The sequence below is a fragment of the Streptomyces tuirus genome (genome assembly GCF_014701095.1).
Lineage (GTDB): Bacteria > Actinomycetota > Actinomycetes > Streptomycetales > Streptomycetaceae > Streptomyces > Streptomyces tuirus.
On record NZ_AP023439.1, the window covers coordinates 6442364 to 6458995 of the forward strand.

The following is a 16632-nucleotide window of genomic DNA, read 5'->3' on the forward strand; positions in this document are numbered from 1 at the left end:
TGTCCAGGGGGCGTGCGGCACTTTCAGTCAGGAGCCGGAAATGGACCTGTACGAACACCAGGCAAGGGAACTCTTCGAAGAACACGGCATCTTGGTGCCACGGGCCAAAGTGACCGACTCGCCCGAGGAAGCGCGTGAGATCGCACGCCGGCTCGGTGGCCGGGTCGTGGTGAAAGCCCAGGTGAAGACCGGTGGGCGCGGCAAGGCCGGCGGTGTGAAACTGGCCGCCGACCCGGCCGCGGCAGAGCTGACCGCACGCCAGATCCTCGGCATGGACATCAAGGGCCACACGGTCGGCAAGGTCATGCTGGCCCAACCCGTGGACATCGAGAACGAGTTCTACGTCTCCTACGTGCTCGACCGTGCGGCCGGCCGCTTCCTCGCGATCGCCTCGGCCGAGGGCGGCATGGAGATCGAGGAGGTCGCCGCCACCAGGCCGGAGGCGGTCGCGCGCATCCCCGTCGACCCGGCCGAGGGCGTGACCTCGGCCAGGGCCACCGAGATCGCCGACGCGGCCGGGCTGCCACCACAGACCGTCGACGTCCTCGTGCGCCTGTGGGAGGTCCTGGTCCGCGAGGACGCCGTCCTCGTCGAGGTCAACCCGCTCGTCCGCACGAAGGAGGGCCGCGTCCTGGCTCTCGACGGCAAGGTCACCCTCGACGACAACGCCCGCTTCCGGCAGGCGCGCTGGGGTGCGGACGACGCCGAGCACGACGACCCGCTCGAAGCGGCCGCCGCCGCCAAGGGCCTCAACTACGTCAAGCTGGACGGCGAAGTCGGCATCATCGGCAACGGCGCGGGGCTCGTCATGTCGACGCTCGACGTGGTCGCGGGATGCGGTGCGCGACCCGCCAACTTCCTCGACATCGGCGGTGGAGCGAGCGCCCAGGTCATGGCGGACGGACTGTCGGTCATCCTCTCCGACCCGGCCGTGAAGTCCGTCTTCGTCAACGTCTTCGGCGGCATCACCGCCTGCGACGCGGTCGCCGACGGCATCGTGCGGGCCCTGGAGACCGTCCGGTTGACCAAACCGCTCGTCGTGCGCCTCGACGGCAACAACGCGACCCGGGGCCGGGCCGTCCTCGACGAGCACGCGCACCCGCTGGTCCAGCAGGTCACCACCATGGACGGCGCCGCCGCCCGTGCCGCCGAACTCGCCACCACGGCCTGAGGAGAGGGAACGCCATGGCCATCTACCTCACCAAGGAGAGCAAGGTCCTCGTCCAGGGCATGACCGGTGGCGAGGGCATGAAGCACACGCGGCGGATGCTCGCGGCCGGCACGAACGTCGTCGGCGGCGTCAACCCGCGCAAGCCCGGCCGCACGGTCGACTTCGACGACCGGGCCGTGCCCGTCTTCGGCTCCGTCGCCGACGGGATGCGCGCCACCGGAGCCGACGTCACCGTCGTCTTCGTGCCGCCCGCCTTCGCCAAGGCGGCCGTCCTCGAAGCCGCCGACGCCGGCATCGGCCTCGCCGTCGTCATCACCGAGGGCATCCCCGTCCACGACTCCGTCGCCTTCACCGCGTACGCCAAGGACAAGGGCACCCGCATCGTGGGCCCCAACTGCCCGGGCCTCATCACCCCGGGCCAGTCCAACGCGGGCATCATCCCGGCCGACATCACCAAGCCGGGCCGCATCGGCCTGGTCTCCAAGTCGGGCACGCTGACCTACCAGCTCATGTACGAGCTGCGCGACATCGGCTTCTCCACCTGCGTCGGCATCGGCGGCGACCCCGTCGTCGGCACCACGCACATCGACTGCCTCGCCGCTTTCCAGGACGACCCCGACACCGAACTGATCGTCCTCATCGGGGAGATCGGCGGCGACGCGGAGGAACGCGCGGCGGCGTACATCCGCGAGCACGTCACCAAGCCGGTCGTCGGCTACATCGCCGGGTTCACCGCACCCGAGGGCAAGACCATGGGGCACGCGGGCGCGATCGTGTCCGGCTCCTCCGGCACGGCCGCCGCCAAGAAGGAAGCCCTGGAGGCGGTCGGGGTGAGCGTGGGCAGCACACCGACCGAGACGGCGAAACTGGTGCTCGCGCGTCTCGAAGGCCGATAGCGGGCCACCCACGCCGAGTCCCTGGCCGACTGCCGGCCCACCGCACCGGTTCTCCGGTCGATCAGCGGACCGTCCCACGCCTCAGTCCCCACCCCAGTCCCCGCCCCCGACTGTGCACCGAGAGCGGAGCAACCCCATGGCACCCACCCTCACCCTCAAGACCGGCACGTCCTGGACCGACGCCTGGCGGCGCTGCCTCGCCGTCGCCCCCGAGGCCTTCCGCGACGACCGAGTCCTCAACCTCTGGAACGGCGCCTGGCAGGAGGACGGCCGTGCCCTGCCCGCCGTCAGCCCCGTCGACGGCAGCCCGATCGCCGGCCCGCCCCGCCTGGACGGAACCACCGCCCACCGGGCCGTGTGCGCCGCCCTCGACCAGCACCGCGCCTGGCGTCACCTCCCTCTGGAGGAGCGCCGGGCCCGGGTCGCGGCCACCCTCGACGCCCTCACCGAACACCGCGGCCTGCTCGCGCTGCTGCTCGTCTGGGAGATCGGCAAACCCTGGCGGCTCGCCCAGGCGGACGTCGACCGGGCCATCGACGGGGTCCGCTGGTACGTCGACGGCGTCGAACCGATGCTCGCCGGCCGCTCCCCGCTGGACGGTCCGGTGTCCAACATCGCCAGCTGGAACTATCCGATGAGCGTGCTCGTTCACGCATTGCTGGTCCAGGCACTGGCAGGCAACGCGGTCATCGCCAAGACCCCGACCGACGGCGGCGTCGCCTGTCTGACCCTGGCCTGTGCCCTCGCCGCCCGCGAGGGAATTCCCGTCACCCTCGTCAGCGGCAGCGGAGGCGAGCTGTCGCAAGCGCTCGTGCGCTCGCCCGAGATCGGCTGCGTCTCCTTCGTCGGCGGCCGCGACACCGGAGCCGCCGTCGCCACGGCCGTCGCCGACCTCGGCAAACGACACGTCCTCGAACAGGAAGGACTCAACACCTGGGGCATCTGGAACTACTCGGACTGGGACACACTCACCGCGGTGATCCCCAAGCTCTTCGACTACGGCAAGCAGCGCTGCACGGCGTACCCGCGTTTCGTCGTCCAGCGGCACCTGTTCGACGCGTTCCTGGCGGCGTACCTCCCGGCCGTGCGCACGCTCAGGGTCGGGCATCCGCTCGCCGTGGAGCAGCCCGACGACCCGTACCCGCAGCTGGACTTCGGGCCGGTGATCAACGCGGCCAAGGCGAAGGAGCTGCAGGACCAGGTCGCCGAGGCGATCGAGCGCGGCGCCGTACCGCTGCACCGCGCCACGCCCGACGCCGCGCGCTTCCTGCCCGGCCAGGACACCTCCGCCTACGTCCAGCCGGTCACGCTCCTCAACCCGCCCTCGTCCTCCCCGCTGCACCACGCGGAGCCGTTCGGCCCGGTCGACACGATCGTCCTGGTCGACACGGAGGCCGAGCTGCTGGCCGCGATGAACGCCTCCAACGGCGCGCTGGTCGCGACGCTCTCCACGGACGACCGGGCCACGTACGACCGGCTCGCCCCGCAGATCCGCGCGTTCAAGGTCGGCCACGGCGCGCCCCGCTCCCGCGGCGACCGCGACGAGCTGTTCGGCGGGCTCGGCGCCTCCTGGCGCGGCGCGTTCGTCGGCGGCGACCTCCTCGTGCGCGCGGTGACACGAGGACCGAAGGGGGAGCGGCTGCCGGGCAACTTCCCGGAGTACCAGCTGCTGCCCTGACCCACCGGGCGCGTCCGGCGCCGGTCCCTACGGGGTTCGCGATGAGGGGGCCGGCGCCGGACGCCGTAGCGGCAGGACGTGCTCCGGTCCGTCGTGGCGCGACCCGCCGCCCCGGTCCGTCGTTCAGTGCCCGCTCCCCCGTCCGTCGTTCACGTTCAGCCGATGCCCTGCCGGTCCGGGCGGAGGGCGAAGTCGCGGTCCGATGCGCTCTGTGCGGCCAGGGCCACGGCCTGCCGGAGCAGTTCGCGGTGGCGCAGCAGCGGCTCGCGGCGTTCCGGCGGTGCCAGCAGGAGCAGGTCGTCGAGACCGGCCATCATGCGCCGGGAGACCTGCGGACTGCCGACGGCGCATCCCCGTACCTCGGTGAACCCGAGATCCACCAGCTCGGTCCAGCCCGGCACGGGCTGCACCAGCCGCACCGCACCGGCCCGGTCCCGGTGCAGGGCGGCGTCCAGCGGACGCCGGCTCAGCGCGGCCAGGAACTGGACGACACGGTCCAGCGCCTGGACGGCCGTCGTCGGATCGTTGATCGCGGGGGACAGGGCCCGCAGCGCGATGTCGGACAACTGCCGCAGCCCGAAGCCGAGATCCTGATGGTAGGTCCGCTCCACTCCCACCGAGATCGCATAGCGCAGCGCCCGGCGCGGTGGGACAGGCCCGTCGTGCACGGCCAGCACGGGCATGCCGGGCACCACGAAGTCCCCGATCCGCGGGATCAGCCGCAATACGACCCCGTGTTTGCGCGCCACCCGCACCAGCCGCGCGATGTGCACGTCCCGCAGCACTCCCGCCCGGCCGTCGTGCGGCACCCACGCGGTCTCCGTGCCATGGGCGGGAGCCTCCTGGCCACTCACCGGCACGGGCATCGAGGCGGGCACCCGGAACGACTCCGAGGCGATCCGCGCGATCACATGGCTGATCCGCATCAGCCGCAGGGTGGCGTTCACGTACAGCACGAAGAGCAGCAGGCTCAGCCCGACCATGCAGAGCGTGAGGACCGACTGCACCAGAGGCACCGTCGTGACGGCACGGGGGTCGTCGACGGTGTCGAAGCTCGTCAGGACCAGCAAGGTCAGCACGAAGGTCGCCAGGAACACCGAGAAGGTCGCCTTGGTGATCCGGCTCCGGACGAAGAGCCGCACCACGCGCGGGGTGAACTGCCCGCTCGCCATCTGCACGGCCACCAGCGAGATGCTGAAGACCACACCGATGAAGGTCATCATCGCCGACCCGACCGCGCTCACCACGGCCTTCGCGTCCTCCGCGAACCGCAGGAGCTCGTCGAGCGTCTCGTAGTCCTTCTCCCGCTGGAGCGCATCGACGATGGCGGTGTCGAGCGCCTCCGCCCCGACCCAGACCACGAAGACGCTCACCATCGCCGCGGTGGGGGCGAACCAGAACGTGTCCCGCAGATGCTCCCTGAGCGGTGACAGCGCACGCGGACGACGGCCCGCCGAGGAGCTCTGCGTAACCATCCAGTCACTCATGGTGCGACCCTAGAGGCATCGGACCGTGAGGTCCCGGACCCCCGCCAGGTGGACGGAAACGCAGGTGAAAGGCACTCCGAAAGCTTGGTATGGTTGTCCGTGTCGCCGCGGGGAACACCCCTGGCACGGCGGCAGACACCTGGTCCGGGTGGCGGAATGGCAGACGCGCTAGCTTGAGGTGCTAGTGCCCTTTATCGGGCGTGGGGGTTCAAGTCCCCCCTCGGACACTTGCAGGGACGTTTACGAGACCGTCCCGAAGCGTTCACGAATTACCGGTCGAGTCATGTGACTCGCCGGTATTTCGTCGTTTCTGGGGCCTCGTGTTCGGCTCGATGAAGGGTGAGGCTTGCGTGGCGGAGGCTCGACCTGATCGGTCGGAAGCGGTCGCACCCGCGGTGGATCAGAAGACGCACTGAGGGAAGCCGGCCGGGCGGCCGGACCGGGGTCGGTGCCCGTGGTGTGAAAATAAGGGCAACGGTTCGATCACTGTGCGTGCCAGAGGCTGACACCGAAGCTCTGGTGCGGGGTAACGTGCGCGTTCAACTTGATCATCGCACTGTCCAGGGACTGTCATGCCCGATCCTTTTACGCCACCGGACGACCGGTCGGTAGCGCCGGTGACCGCCCGTGTGACGGCCGAGTCGCGAGCCGGATCCTTGAGGCGGCGTCAGATGCTGTGGTCGGTGCTGCCACCGAGCGTGGTCGCCGTGGCCGGTGCGGTAGCCACCGCGCTGGTCAGTGATGGCCACCTGGACCGGGCGGACCAGGTGGCGATGTCCGGCAGCGTGGTCCTCATTGGCGCCATGGCGGCCGGAATCGCGGGTGCAAGGGCTTCGGCGGAGGCACGAGCAGTCACCAAGCACTGGACGGAGCTGTCCCGTGGGGCCGACGGGGACCGTGCCGAGCTGGCCGAGCTGATCCGTACCACGGCCGAGGGCAGAGCCGAACTGCAGTCGCTGTTCCGTCGGCTGAAGGCCGGGGAGCCCCCTGTGCGGCGCCGGCCGGAACTGCCCCCGCAGACCGGCCCGGACCAACTCTCCCGACTCGGATTCGAGATCGCTGCCGCCCGGCACGAGGCGGAGGCAGCCCTGCTGGAGACCGCCGCCGACGCGCTCGGGCCGGAACACAGTGCCAAGCTGGAGCAGTTCGAGGTGTTCGCCAACCTGGCGCGCCGGCTCGAGTCACTGGTGCACCGAGAGATAGGACTGCTGGACAGCCTGGAGAACGAGGTCGAGGACCCCGACCTGCTCAAGGGGCTGTTCCGGGTGGACCATCTGTCCACCCGGATCCGCCGCTACGCCGAGAACCTGGCCGTGCTCGGCGGCGCGAACACCCACCGCCAGTGGACGCGTCCGGTCGGCCTGACCGACGTGCTGCGTTCCGCCGTCGCCGAGATCGACCAGTACGCCCGGGTCAAGCTGGTCCCACCCATCGAGGGAACGGTGAGCGGCCACGCCGTGGTCGACGTCGTCCACTTGCTGGCCGAACTGCTGGAGAACGCGACGGTCTTCTCGCCGCCCCAGACGACCGTGCACGTGCGGGTCGAACCCGTCGCCGCCGGGGTGGCGATTGAGGTCGAAGACCGGGGCCTGGGCATGTCGGCAGCCGAGCGCACCCAAATGAACACGGTGCTGGGTGCACCCGACAAGGTCGCCCTCGGCGAGCTGCTGCAGGACGGCCGGATCGGCCTGTACGTGGTCTCGGTCCTGGCCCAGCGGCACGACATCGCCGTGCAGTTGCAGAGCAACGTGTACGGCGGCACCCAGGCCGTCATGGTGTTGCCCACGGGACTGCTCGGCCCGCAGCCGGCAGCTCCCGCGCTGGAGCACTCCAATGTCGCGACCCCTGACGCGGTGCCGCAAGACCCAGCGGAACCCGATGCGACGGACCCGCCGACGACAGGGACGACCGTCGTCGCGGATCCGCCCGTGTCCGATCCCGAACCGCAGCCCGCCCCGATGCCCTCCGACGGCGAGGAGGACCGTCCGCAGCTGCCTCGGCGACGCCGGGACCAGGCCGCCGAACAGCCGCACCCGGTCCCCAGCGCCGGTAGTTCTTCCGAGGACGTCGCACACGACCCGGGCCTCATGGCCGCGTTCCAGACCGGACTGCGCAGGGCCGAGGAAACGGAGACGCCCTGACACCCGAAGGCCACGCTGAAGGCCCGGGGCCCCGTCCACCAAGCCATTTCCTTCTGCCGAAAGAGGAGTACACGATCGTGGCGAGCGAAGACCTTTCCTGGCTGTTGACAGGTCTGGTGAACCGGGTGCCGCACACCCGAAGCGCCTTGTTGCTGTCCTCGGACGGACTGGTGAAGGCAGCGGAGGGGCTCGACGTGGACGCCGCAGACCAGTTGGCCGCGCTCGCCAGTGGGCTGTACTCACTGGCGCGCAGCGCGGGCCGGCGCTTCGACGACGGCGGCGACGTGCGGCAGATAGTGACGGAGCTCAGCACCTCGATGCTGTTCGTCTCGTCCGCCGGGCACGGCGCGGTGCTGGCGGTGCTGGCCGGACGCGAGGCGGACGCGGCGGTGCTGGGCTACGAGATGGGCATGATGGTGAAGAGCGTGCGCCCGCACCTGGCCACGCCGCCGCGGCACGTGGTGGGGTAACCGATGCCTCCGGTCCTCCCCGAGGGACCGCTGACCGACGAAGCGGTCGGGCGGCTGGTCCGTCCCTACACCGTGAGCGACGGCCGGACCAGGGCCACGTCCCACTTCACGCTCGTGACCGTGGTACGGGCCACCGGTGTCCAGACGCAGGGCACCTTCGGCCTGGAGCATGCGCAGGTGCTGGCGCTGTGCGAGAGCCCTGTCAGCGTCGCCGAGGTCGCGGCCCGGATGCAGGTGCCGGCCGCCGTGGTCAAGGTGCTGCTGTCCGATCTGACTGAGGGTGGCGCGGTGGTCGCAGGCCAGGCGCGCCCGCCCTCCGCGGACCACTACGCACTACCTGATCGAGACCTCCTGGAAGCGGTGCGCGATGCCCTCCTCAAACGACTGTGACGCGCTGCCCGCCGAAGCCCTGCCGGTGGGAATCAAGGTGCTCATCGCCGGCGGGTTCGGCGTAGGAAAGACCACCTTCGTCAACACGCTCAGCGAGATCGAGCCACTGAGCACCGAGGAGATGCTGACCGCCGTCAGCGCGGCCACGGACCGACTGGACGGAGTGGAGAACAAGGCCACCACCACCGTGGCCCTGGACTTCGGCCGGATCACCCTCAGTCCGTCCCATGTCCTGTACTTGTTCGGCACACCCGGACAGGAGCGCTTCTGGTTCATGTGGGACGAACTCTCCGAGGGGGCGCTCGGGGCGGTGGTCCTCGCCGACACCCGCAGGCTGGAGCACTCCTTCGCGGCGGTGGACTTCTTCGAGCGGCGCGGCATCCCCTTCGTCGTCGCCGTCAACGAGTTCGACGGCGCGCACCGCTACCACGCGGAGGAGGTGCGGACCGCGCTCGACCTCAGGCAGGAGGTGCCGGTGGCGCTGTGCGACGCCCGCGTCCAGAGAACGGGCATCCGCGTGCTGCTCGAACTGATCCAGCACCTGATCACGACAAGGAGTTCCCATGGCAGCGACACCGCCCCACCCCTCCTCCGGGCCTGAGTCCGGGATCGCCGTGCGCCATCTGCTCCTCCCCCCGGAGGACCCACAGGTGCGTACCCGATCCGAGCGGCTGCGCGAGCTGGGCATCGAAGCCCGTCCGGACACGGAACTTGACGCCTTCGCACGGGAGCTGGCACAGCGCACCGGCGGCTGCTACGCCGGGGTCAACTTCTTCCTCGACGCCGACCGCCAGTTCTTCGCAGGGTTGTACAGCGCCGCACAGGACACCCCGGTGCACGTGGGATCGCCGTTGCTGGAGGACCCGGTGCCCGGCCGTGTCATGCCCCGCGACATCGACATGGGCATCTGCCCGCACGTGGTCAAGCGTCGCCGGGCGCTGGTGCTGGAGGACATCCGGGATTTCCCGCGGTTCGCCGGAAACCGGGTGGTCGACGCGATCGGCATCCACTCCTACCTGGGCGCGCCGCTGATAGACAGCACCGGCGTGGTGCTCGGCACCATCTGCGTAGTCGACCAGGACCCGCAACCATGGGGGCGTAGGGGGCTGGAAATCATCAAGGCCATGTCTGCGGAACTGGTGGAACGGCTCGAGGAGTCGGCGCGCGGTCGCAGCTGACCGGCGCTGCCGGACTTGCAAAATCATGTGACCCGTTGCCAGGGTGCTCTGTCGTCCGCTGGACGAGGTATGCGTCAGGCCACTGCGTGCGGCTATCGTCCAGGATTGCCTTGGCTCGGCGCTGGGGGAGCTGTCCCAGGGGCTCGATGCCCTTAAAGGACTCGGAGGTCCGTCGAGGTTCAGGTGCGCGGCTTCAGCTTGATCAGGCGTACGGGCTCCCCGTCGAGGAGCAACCGGTCGATCAAGTCGTCGGTGATGTCATCGTGTTCGCCCTGGGGCAGGTCGAGGGTGACGTGGAAGTCGCGCAGCGCGGCACGGATCCGGTTCGGCAGGCTTCCGTAGTCGGGAGTCTCGGCCGGGTCTGCGCCGATGGTCACATGGGCTTCGCGTGGTGCGTCGCGCGGCCAGGTGACGCAGTACCTGGCCGCGATTGCGCTGCACGACACGGCGCGCAAGGCGTTGTGGAGGGCGGACTCGAACTGGTTGACGTGCGCGTCACTGGTATCGACTGTGCGGCGGTATCCGCGCTGACCCCGAGCGCCTGGCCGATCGCAGCCCAGCCGGCGCCGGCGGCGCGGTCTGCTTGTGCCGCGGTCCGAAACCGGGCTCACTGAGTCCGGGATGCCCCCAGGAGAATCGTCCCGCTTTGAGTCAAAGCATCATGACAATCAGGGGGCACATCCATGTGCATCCTCACCCATGTTCGACGCTTGGCCGCCGCCGGGCTCGGCTCGGCCCTTCGCGCCACGGGCGGCGGAGCGGCAACCGTGCACCGAAGAACCCGCCGAAGGACCCAGGTGTCGATGCTGGCGGCCTTCCTCCTGGTCTGCGGAGTCATCGTCACCTCGGCCACTACGGCACAGGCGGCGCCACCGGACAGTCATCGCCCGGCCACCTGGAACATGAACCAGAGCAGTTCCCGATGGGACGGCGTGTACAGCCTCACCCACCACCACGACGTGGTCGCCCTCCAGGAAGTCCCGCTGCACGCGCCGACCGGGAGTGAGCGCCTGCGAGACATTCGTGGAATCGAGCGCTACCGGTGGCGCGAGAGCGACCGTCATCCCTACCGCTACCTATTCATCCTGCGGCACTCCAGCCGGAACATCGGCATCGTCACCCGCTGGCTGCCGAGCAACACCTACGAGATCCCCAGCGTCTACCGGCCCGCGCTCGCCGTCGCCCACCGCGGCGACGGCGTCCTGTTCGCCTCCGTGCACGCTGAGTCCGGAGCGGAAACCTCAGGTCACGGCTCGGCTTCGCAGCGCGGCCGGCCGGCTGGTGCCGGCCGAACTCGAGGGTTCCCTGACGGGACGTCCCTCCTCCGGAACCTGCTCGTAGGGATGCGGCATCAGCTCGGGATCCCACGGGTCCGGAGCGTCGCGGGAGCCCCGGGTCATGGGGGTTCCTCAGATCCTGCTGCCCGAGGCGGTGTCAGACGACAGCCGCTGGGCGAGGTAGATCGGTATGACCGACAGCAGGACGAGGACCGCGGCGACAACGTTGACCACGGGCGCCTGCTGGGGCCGGGCCATGTTGGAGAAGATCCAGATGGGCAGGGTCTGGACGCCGGGCCCGGCCGTGAAGGTCGTCACCACGATCTCGTCGAAGGACAGGGCGAAGGCGAGCAGCCCGCCAGCCACGAGCGCGGAACGCACCAGGGGGAAGGTGATGTCGACGAAGGTACGGAAGGTGTGTGCGCCCAGGTCCATGGCGGCTTCCTCGTACGAGCCGGCCATTCGGCGCAGCCGGGCGACCACATTGTTGAAGACGACCACGACGCAGAAGGTGGCGTGACCGACGACGACCGTGAACATGCCGAGGCCGACGCCGAGCGGTTCGAGGACCGTACGGAAGGCGGTGTTGAGCGCGACGCCGGTGACGATGCCGGGCAGCGCGATCGGCAGGACGATCACGAAGGAGATGGTCTCCCGGCCGAAGAACCTGAAGCGCTGGACGGCGAAGGCGATGAGCGTGCCGAGGACCAAGGCGATCGCGGTAGCGCCGAGCCCGGCCTTGACCGAGGTCCACAGTGCGGCGCGGGCACCGGTGCTTCGCCATGCGTCGCCCCACCAGTGAAAGGTGAGTCCGGGCGGCGGCCAGCCCGAGCTGCGGTCCGGGTTCAGGGAGTTGACCACGACCAGCAGCAGCGGGATGTAGATGACCGCGAAGCCGAGCACGGCGGCGATGCGCACGGTGATACGCGCGGGGCGGGAGAGATTCATCGAGGGGCCTTCGGTTTGCGTACCGTCAGAGGCTGTCAGAGGCTGCTGAGGGCTCCGGTGCGGCGCACCGCGAGCAGATAGAACACGATGATCACCACGGGTACGGTGCCGAGCGCCGCGGCGAGCGGCAGGTCGAGGGTGATGTTGGAGTAGATGAGGTTCCCGATCAGCTGGGTCTTGCCGCCGACGATCTGCACGGCGATGTAGTCGCCGAGGCTGAGCGAGAAGGTGAAGATCGAGCCGGCCGCGATGGACGGCAGAATCATCGGCAGCACCACCAGGCAGAAGGTCCGGCCGGTGCGGGCGCCGAGGTCGGCGGAGGCGTCCAGCAGGTTGGCCGGGAGCTGTTCGAGCCCGGCGTGGATCGGCAGGATCATGTACGGCAGCCACAGGTAGGTCAGCACCAGAACGGTGGCCGTCAGTCCGTAGCCGGGTCCGTGGAGGCCGAGGGGCGCGAGCAGCCAGTCCAGCAGACCGCCCTCGGCGAGCATGAGCCGCCAGGCGTACGCCTTGACCAGATAGCTGGCCCACAGCGGGGTGAGGATGGCGACCACCAGCAGGGGCCGCCACCTGGGCCGCGCGATCCGGGCCGTGTAGAAGGCGACCGGGAAGGCGATCACGGCGCACAGGACGGTGACCACGAGGGCGACGCCGATGCTGCGCAGGGCGACCTGGCGGTAGACGTCGGTGGTGAACAGGGCGGTGAAGTTGTCCGTGTTCCAGACCTTCACCACGCTTGAGGTGAAGCTGTCCGTGGTCCAGAACGCGGACGTGAACAGCGCGGCGAGCGAGCCGAGGTAGGCGAGGACGAGCCAGGCCACCGGCGCGGAGAGCAGCAGGGACAGTTGCAGCCGGGGACGACGGTGCAGGGTCCCGGCGAACCGCCGGACGAATCCGGCGGTCGGCACGGTCTTCGTCATGTGATGCTCAGCCCTTGATCTCGGTCCATGCCTGGACCCACTTGCTGTAGGGCACGCACTTGGTGTCCTTGCGGCCGTCCAGGCACTGCGGGACGGGCGTGGTCCAGAAGTGGACCTTCTTCCAGTACGGCTCGTCGGCCGCGTGGTACGTGGCGCAGTGGTCCTTCACCGAGGTCAGGGCACAGGACTTGGCGTTGGACGGGGCCTCGCCGAAGTACTCGGCCACCTGGGCGTTCACCTGGGGAGAGATGATCCAGTCCATCCACTTGTAGGCGCAGTTGGGGTGCTTGGCCTTGGCGGAGATCATCCAGGTGTCGGACCAGCCGGTCGCGCCCTCCTTCGGCAGCACCGCCTTGACCGGGGCCTTCTCCGCCTGTGCGGCGTTGACGATCACCTGCCAGGCAGTGCCGACGACCGAGTTACCGCTCTTGAAGGCGGAGATCTCCTTGAGGTAGTCGCCCCAGTATTCCCCGATGTTGGCGTTCTGCTCCTTGAGCAGATGGACGGCGGCGTCGAACTGCTTCTGGTCCAGGGCGTAGGGGTTCTTGATGCCCAGCGACGGCTTGCTCTTCATCAGGTACAGGGCGGCGTCCGCGATGTAAATCGGTGAGTCGTACGCGGTGACCTTGCCCTTGTGGGCCGATGCCTTGTCGAAGACGGCGGACCAGGAGTCGGGGGCCGGGGAGACCTTCTCCGTGTTGTACATGAGGAGGTTGGCGCCGCGGCCGTGCGGGATGCCGTACGGGACACCGTGGACGGAGTTCCAGTCCTGGTTCTTGAGACCGGCGAAGACGTCCTTGTAGTTGGGGACGAGCTTGGTGTTGACGGGCGCGGCGTCGCCGGAGGCGATCAGGCGCAACGAGGCGTCGCCGGAGGCCGAGACCGCGTCGTACTGACCGGACTTCATCAGGCTGACCATCTCATCGGAGGTGGCCGCGGTCTTGGTGCTGACCTGGCAGCCGGTCTGCTTCTCGAAGTCGCTGGCCCAGTCGACCTTCGGGTCGTTCGAGCCGTCCTCGACGTAGCCGGCCCAGGCTATGAGGTTCACCTTGCCCTCGGTCTTGCCGAGCTTCTTCTGCGCCTTGAGGTCGGGCGGGTTGAAGCCGTCGGCCGGCGAGGACGTGCCGGACGAGCCGCAGGCGGTGGCGAGGAGGAGGGCGCCGACCGCGGTGGCGGCCTTCAGCGAACGGGACATGCGCACGGAGAGCTCCACAGGGGATGCGGGGAAAGGTGGCGGGGACAGGACGTGCGGGGTGGTGCGATCACTGCGATTCGGGAACACGGACGTTGTGGCGTGGCTGCCACTGGAGCCTGACCCGCGAGCCGCGATAGGCCGCGACGTCCTCGGACGAGGTCTCCAGGTTCTGCTGGAGGGCGGTGAGCCGCCCCCCGGCGTCGAGGTCCACGAGGAAACGAGTCGCGTCCCCGAGGTAGACGACCTCAGCGACGGTGCCGACGGCGCTGGAGCACCCCGGCTCGCTGCTGTCCCGGTCCTCCTTCAGCACGCGGATCTTCTCCGGACGGATGCTGAAGGTGCCGGCCGTGCCCACCACCCGCTCCGCGGCCTGGCCGGTGAGCAGGTTGGAGGTGCCGACGAAGCCGGCGACGAAGGGCGTGGCGGGACGTTCGTAGATCTCGGCGGGGGTGCCGACCTGCTCGATGCGGCCCTGGTTGAAGACCGCGATGCGGTCGCTCATGGTCAGCGCCTCGTCCTGGTCGTGGGTGACGAAGACGAAGGTGATGCCGACCTCGCGCTGCAGCTCCTTGAGCTCGATCTGCATCTGCTCGCGCAGCTTGAGGTCGAGGGCGCCCAGCGGCTCGTCGAGCAGCAGCACCCTGGGCGTGTTGACCAGGGCCCGGGCCAGCGCCACGCGCTGCCGCTGGCCTCCGGAGAGCTGGGACGGCCGGCGGTCGCCCAAGCCTTCGAGCCGCACGCTCGCCAGGGCCTCGCGGGCCCGCTCCAGCCGCTTGGCCTTGGGAACCTTGCGGATCTTCAAACCGTAGGCGACGTTCTGTTCGAGCGTCATATGCGGGAAGAGCGCGTAGTCCTGGAAGACGGTGTGCACATCCCGCTCGAAGGGGGCGAGGCGGGTCACGTCCCTCCCGGCGAGTTCGATGGTGCCGCTGGTGGGCAGCTCGAAGCCGGCGATCATCCGAAGCACGGTGGTCTTGCCTGATCCGGACGGCCCCAGCATCGAGAAGAACTCGCCGTCCGCGATGTCCAGATCGACCCCGGCTACCGCCTTCGTCTGCCCGAAGGACTTGCACAGGCTCTGCAGTCGGACGGCTTTCCCTTCCATGGGCGGGAACCTTTCTGGCGCTGCCGGACGTTGACCTTAAACATATGAAGTCATAGTCCTAGTTTCAATACCCCGCTAAGGTAAAGCTTGAGTCAACGAACATGGGGGTGGTTGCTGTGACGCGAGAACCGGGCGGCGCCCGGCAGGCCGTCTTCACACCCGTCGACAATCAGGCCCGGGTGGACGCGGTCGTGCGGCGGCTCGGCGACGCCATCGAGCTCGGGCTACTGGCGGACGGGGAGCAACTGCCCGGCGAGTCCGACCTCGCGACACAGCTCGGCGTCTCGACCGTCACCCTGCGTGAAGCACTGATGGCGCTGCGCCAGCAGGGGTTGGTCACCACCCGCAGGGGGCGGGGCGGAGGGAGTTTCGTCACCGTTCCCGAAGGTCCCGCCGAGGAGCGGCTGCGGAGCCTCCTCGTCGGCTGGAGCACCGAGGAACTCCGTGACCTCGGCGACCACTGGGCCGCCATCTCGGGGGCCGCCGCCCGGCTCGCGGCCCAGCGCACCGAGCCCGGGGATCTGCTCCCACTGCGCAGGTCTGTTGAGCAGTTGACGGAGGCGGCCGACGGCGCGGCACGCAGCCGGGTGCACGGGCGCTTTCACGTGGAACTGGCCGCCGCGGCCCAGTCCGCGCGGCTGACCCGGGAGGAGATCGGCATCCAGACAGAGGTGGGGGCGCTGCTGTCTCTCGTGCTCGGCGAGGAGGGGTATCTCAAGGACGTGTGCGATCGTCACCGCACCGTGATCTCCGCACTGCAAGATGGTGCGGACGAGCAGGCGAGAGCCCAGACCGAGAGGTGTGTCCAGTTGTGCATGGCGCGCTTGGTCGAACTCCGCCTCGGCTCCTCCAGCTCCGCTGGTGGTCCCCATCCCCAGGAGAACACCTATGGGTAGCAGTCCCCGTCCCACAGGCGGCGGACCCGACATCCTTGACGAGGTGACGGCCGCCGACGTGGCAGCCTGCGTCCGCGACACCCTGGAGGGCGTCTTCCACGCCGTTTCCGAGACCGGTACGGACGCGGCGGCACTCCTCGCCTCGGCCACCGAGAGCGGCCGGCGGCCCCTCACCGGCGACCTCGCCGCGCTCCGCCCCGGCCTGCACACCCGGCTCACGCGACTCGATCTGGTCTCCGGCGCCGGTTTCGTGGCCGCTCCGGGGCTGCTCGCCGACGTATCGGCATGGCTCGAATGGTGGCAGATCGGCGCGAGCGGTGCCGTGCGCCCGCTGGTGCTGGACCTGGACCCGGAGCACTCGGCGTACTCCGACTACACCCACTGGGACTGGTTCACACTGGCCCGCGACACCGGGCGGCGCGCGGTCGCGGGGCCGTACGTGGACTATCTCTGCTCCGACGAGTACAGCCTCACCCTGTCCGTGCCGGTGGCGGTCGGGGGCCGCTTCACGGGAGTGGCCGCGGCGGACGTGTACCTCTCGCATTTCGAGGCGGCGGTGATGCCGGTCATGCAGAAGCTGCCCGGCCCCGCCTTCCTCGTCAACGCGCGCGGCCGTGTCGCTGCCTCGGCCTGTGCCGACCATTTGGCCGGTTCTCTCGTCAAGGGCCCGGACTTCGGGGCCGTACTGGCCGGACCGGCGGACGGCGTCGAACACGGCGGGCTGCGGCTGCGACCCTGCGGTGACATCCCCCTCATCCTGGTCACGACTCCGCCGGTATGGCGTGCGTAGGTCTCCGAGCCGCCCCCTACCGGCACTGCCGACCCGTTATCCGTGTGGCTTCGCTGCGCGGTAGGCGGGAGGGCGGAACGACCGCTGCTT

General features: G+C 69.6%; 16 protein-coding genes and 1 tRNA gene. 11 read left to right on the top strand and 6 right to left on the bottom strand.

Features of this window, described 5'->3' with window-relative positions; genetic code table 11:
- Positions 1-40 precede the first annotated feature (40 nt).
- From sucC to IGS69_RS29280, 3 genes are all read left to right on the top strand, one after another.
- A complete protein-coding gene (gene sucC, locus IGS69_RS29270) occupies positions 41-1171 on the top strand; it encodes an ADP-forming succinate--CoA ligase subunit beta (RefSeq protein ID WP_190903468.1) in 1131 nt (376 codons plus the stop codon).
- 14 nt (positions 1172-1185) lie between these two features.
- Positions 1186-2067 carry a succinate--CoA ligase subunit alpha gene (gene sucD / locus IGS69_RS29275; protein ID WP_190903469.1) on the top strand — a complete coding sequence of 294 codons (882 nt, stop codon included), beginning with the start codon at positions 1186-1188 and terminating at the stop codon, positions 2065-2067.
- A 136-nt stretch (positions 2068-2203) separates the two neighbouring features.
- Positions 2204-3745: an aldehyde dehydrogenase family protein gene (locus tag IGS69_RS29280; RefSeq protein ID WP_190903470.1), complete on the top strand. Its 1542-nt coding sequence runs from the start codon at positions 2204-2206 to the stop codon at positions 3743-3745.
- Between the two features lie 155 nt (positions 3746-3900).
- Here the strand turns inward: IGS69_RS29280 and IGS69_RS29285 are convergent, their stop codons facing one another.
- Entirely contained in the window at positions 3901-5232 is a 1332-nt protein-coding gene (locus IGS69_RS29285) for a DUF2254 domain-containing protein (protein ID WP_190903471.1), read from the bottom strand.
- Positions 5233-5374: 142 nt separating this feature from the next.
- Between IGS69_RS29285 and IGS69_RS29290 the strand changes: the two genes are divergently transcribed.
- The 6 genes from IGS69_RS29290 (at position 5375) to IGS69_RS29315 (ending at position 9411) form a co-directional block, all read left to right on the top strand.
- Positions 5375-5459 (top strand) — tRNA-Leu (locus IGS69_RS29290).
- 456 nt (positions 5460-5915) lie between these two features.
- Entirely contained in the window at positions 5916-7373 is a 1458-nt protein-coding gene (locus IGS69_RS29295; protein ID WP_232543672.1) for a sensor histidine kinase, read from the top strand.
- 77 nt (positions 7374-7450) lie between these two features.
- Positions 7451-7843, top strand: coding sequence for a roadblock/LC7 domain-containing protein (locus IGS69_RS29300; protein ID WP_003994205.1), 393 nt, complete (start codon positions 7451-7453; stop codon positions 7841-7843).
- 3 nt (positions 7844-7846) lie between these two features.
- Positions 7847-8233 (top strand): DUF742 domain-containing protein, encoded by a 387-nt coding sequence (locus IGS69_RS29305; RefSeq protein ID WP_190903473.1) that lies wholly within the window; start codon positions 7847-7849, stop codon positions 8231-8233.
- On the top strand, positions 8211-8834 hold the full coding sequence (locus tag IGS69_RS29310) for a GTP-binding protein (protein ID WP_190903474.1): 624 nt from the start codon (positions 8211-8213) through the stop codon (positions 8832-8834). The genes IGS69_RS29305 and IGS69_RS29310 overlap by 23 nt, the downstream gene beginning before the upstream one ends.
- Entirely contained in the window at positions 8797-9411 is a 615-nt protein-coding gene (locus IGS69_RS29315; protein ID WP_190903475.1) for a GAF domain-containing protein, read from the top strand. The genes IGS69_RS29310 and IGS69_RS29315 overlap by 38 nt, the downstream gene beginning before the upstream one ends.
- A gap of 179 nt (positions 9412-9590) precedes the next feature.
- Here IGS69_RS29315 and IGS69_RS29320 read toward each other — a convergent pair whose 3' ends face one another.
- The 5 genes from IGS69_RS29320 to IGS69_RS29340 form a co-directional block, all read right to left on the bottom strand.
- Positions 9591-9788 carry a hypothetical protein gene (locus tag IGS69_RS29320; protein ID WP_190903476.1) on the bottom strand — a complete coding sequence of 66 codons (198 nt, stop codon included), beginning with the start codon at positions 9786-9788 and terminating at the stop codon, positions 9591-9593.
- Between the two features lie 1032 nt (positions 9789-10820).
- Positions 10821-11636 (bottom strand): ABC transporter permease, encoded by an 816-nt coding sequence (locus IGS69_RS29325; protein WP_190903477.1) that lies wholly within the window; start codon positions 11634-11636, stop codon positions 10821-10823.
- Positions 11637-11671: 35 nt separating this feature from the next.
- Entirely contained in the window at positions 11672-12556 is an 885-nt protein-coding gene (locus tag IGS69_RS29330; protein WP_190903478.1) for an ABC transporter permease, read from the bottom strand.
- 7 nt (positions 12557-12563) lie between these two features.
- Positions 12564-13751 carry an ABC transporter substrate-binding protein gene (locus IGS69_RS29335; RefSeq protein ID WP_190904692.1) on the bottom strand — a complete coding sequence of 396 codons (1188 nt, stop codon included), beginning with the start codon at positions 13749-13751 and terminating at the stop codon, positions 12564-12566.
- Between the two features lie 67 nt (positions 13752-13818).
- The gene (locus IGS69_RS29340; RefSeq protein WP_190903479.1) at positions 13819-14856 is read right to left on the bottom strand and encodes an ABC transporter ATP-binding protein; all 1038 of its coding nucleotides are present in this window, start codon (positions 14854-14856) and stop codon (positions 13819-13821) included.
- A 101-nt stretch (positions 14857-14957) separates the two neighbouring features.
- Here IGS69_RS29340 and IGS69_RS29345 point away from each other — a divergent pair, with 101 nt between their 5' ends.
- Positions 14958-15752, top strand: a complete 795-nt coding sequence (locus IGS69_RS29345) for a FadR/GntR family transcriptional regulator (RefSeq protein ID WP_190903480.1) — start codon at positions 14958-14960, stop codon at positions 15750-15752.
- Positions 15745-16542 carry a PDC sensor domain-containing protein gene (locus tag IGS69_RS29350; protein WP_190903481.1) on the top strand — a complete coding sequence of 266 codons (798 nt, stop codon included), beginning with the start codon at positions 15745-15747 and terminating at the stop codon, positions 16540-16542. Before IGS69_RS29345 ends, IGS69_RS29350 begins: the two co-directional genes overlap by 8 nt.
- Positions 16543-16632 lie beyond the last annotated feature (90 nt).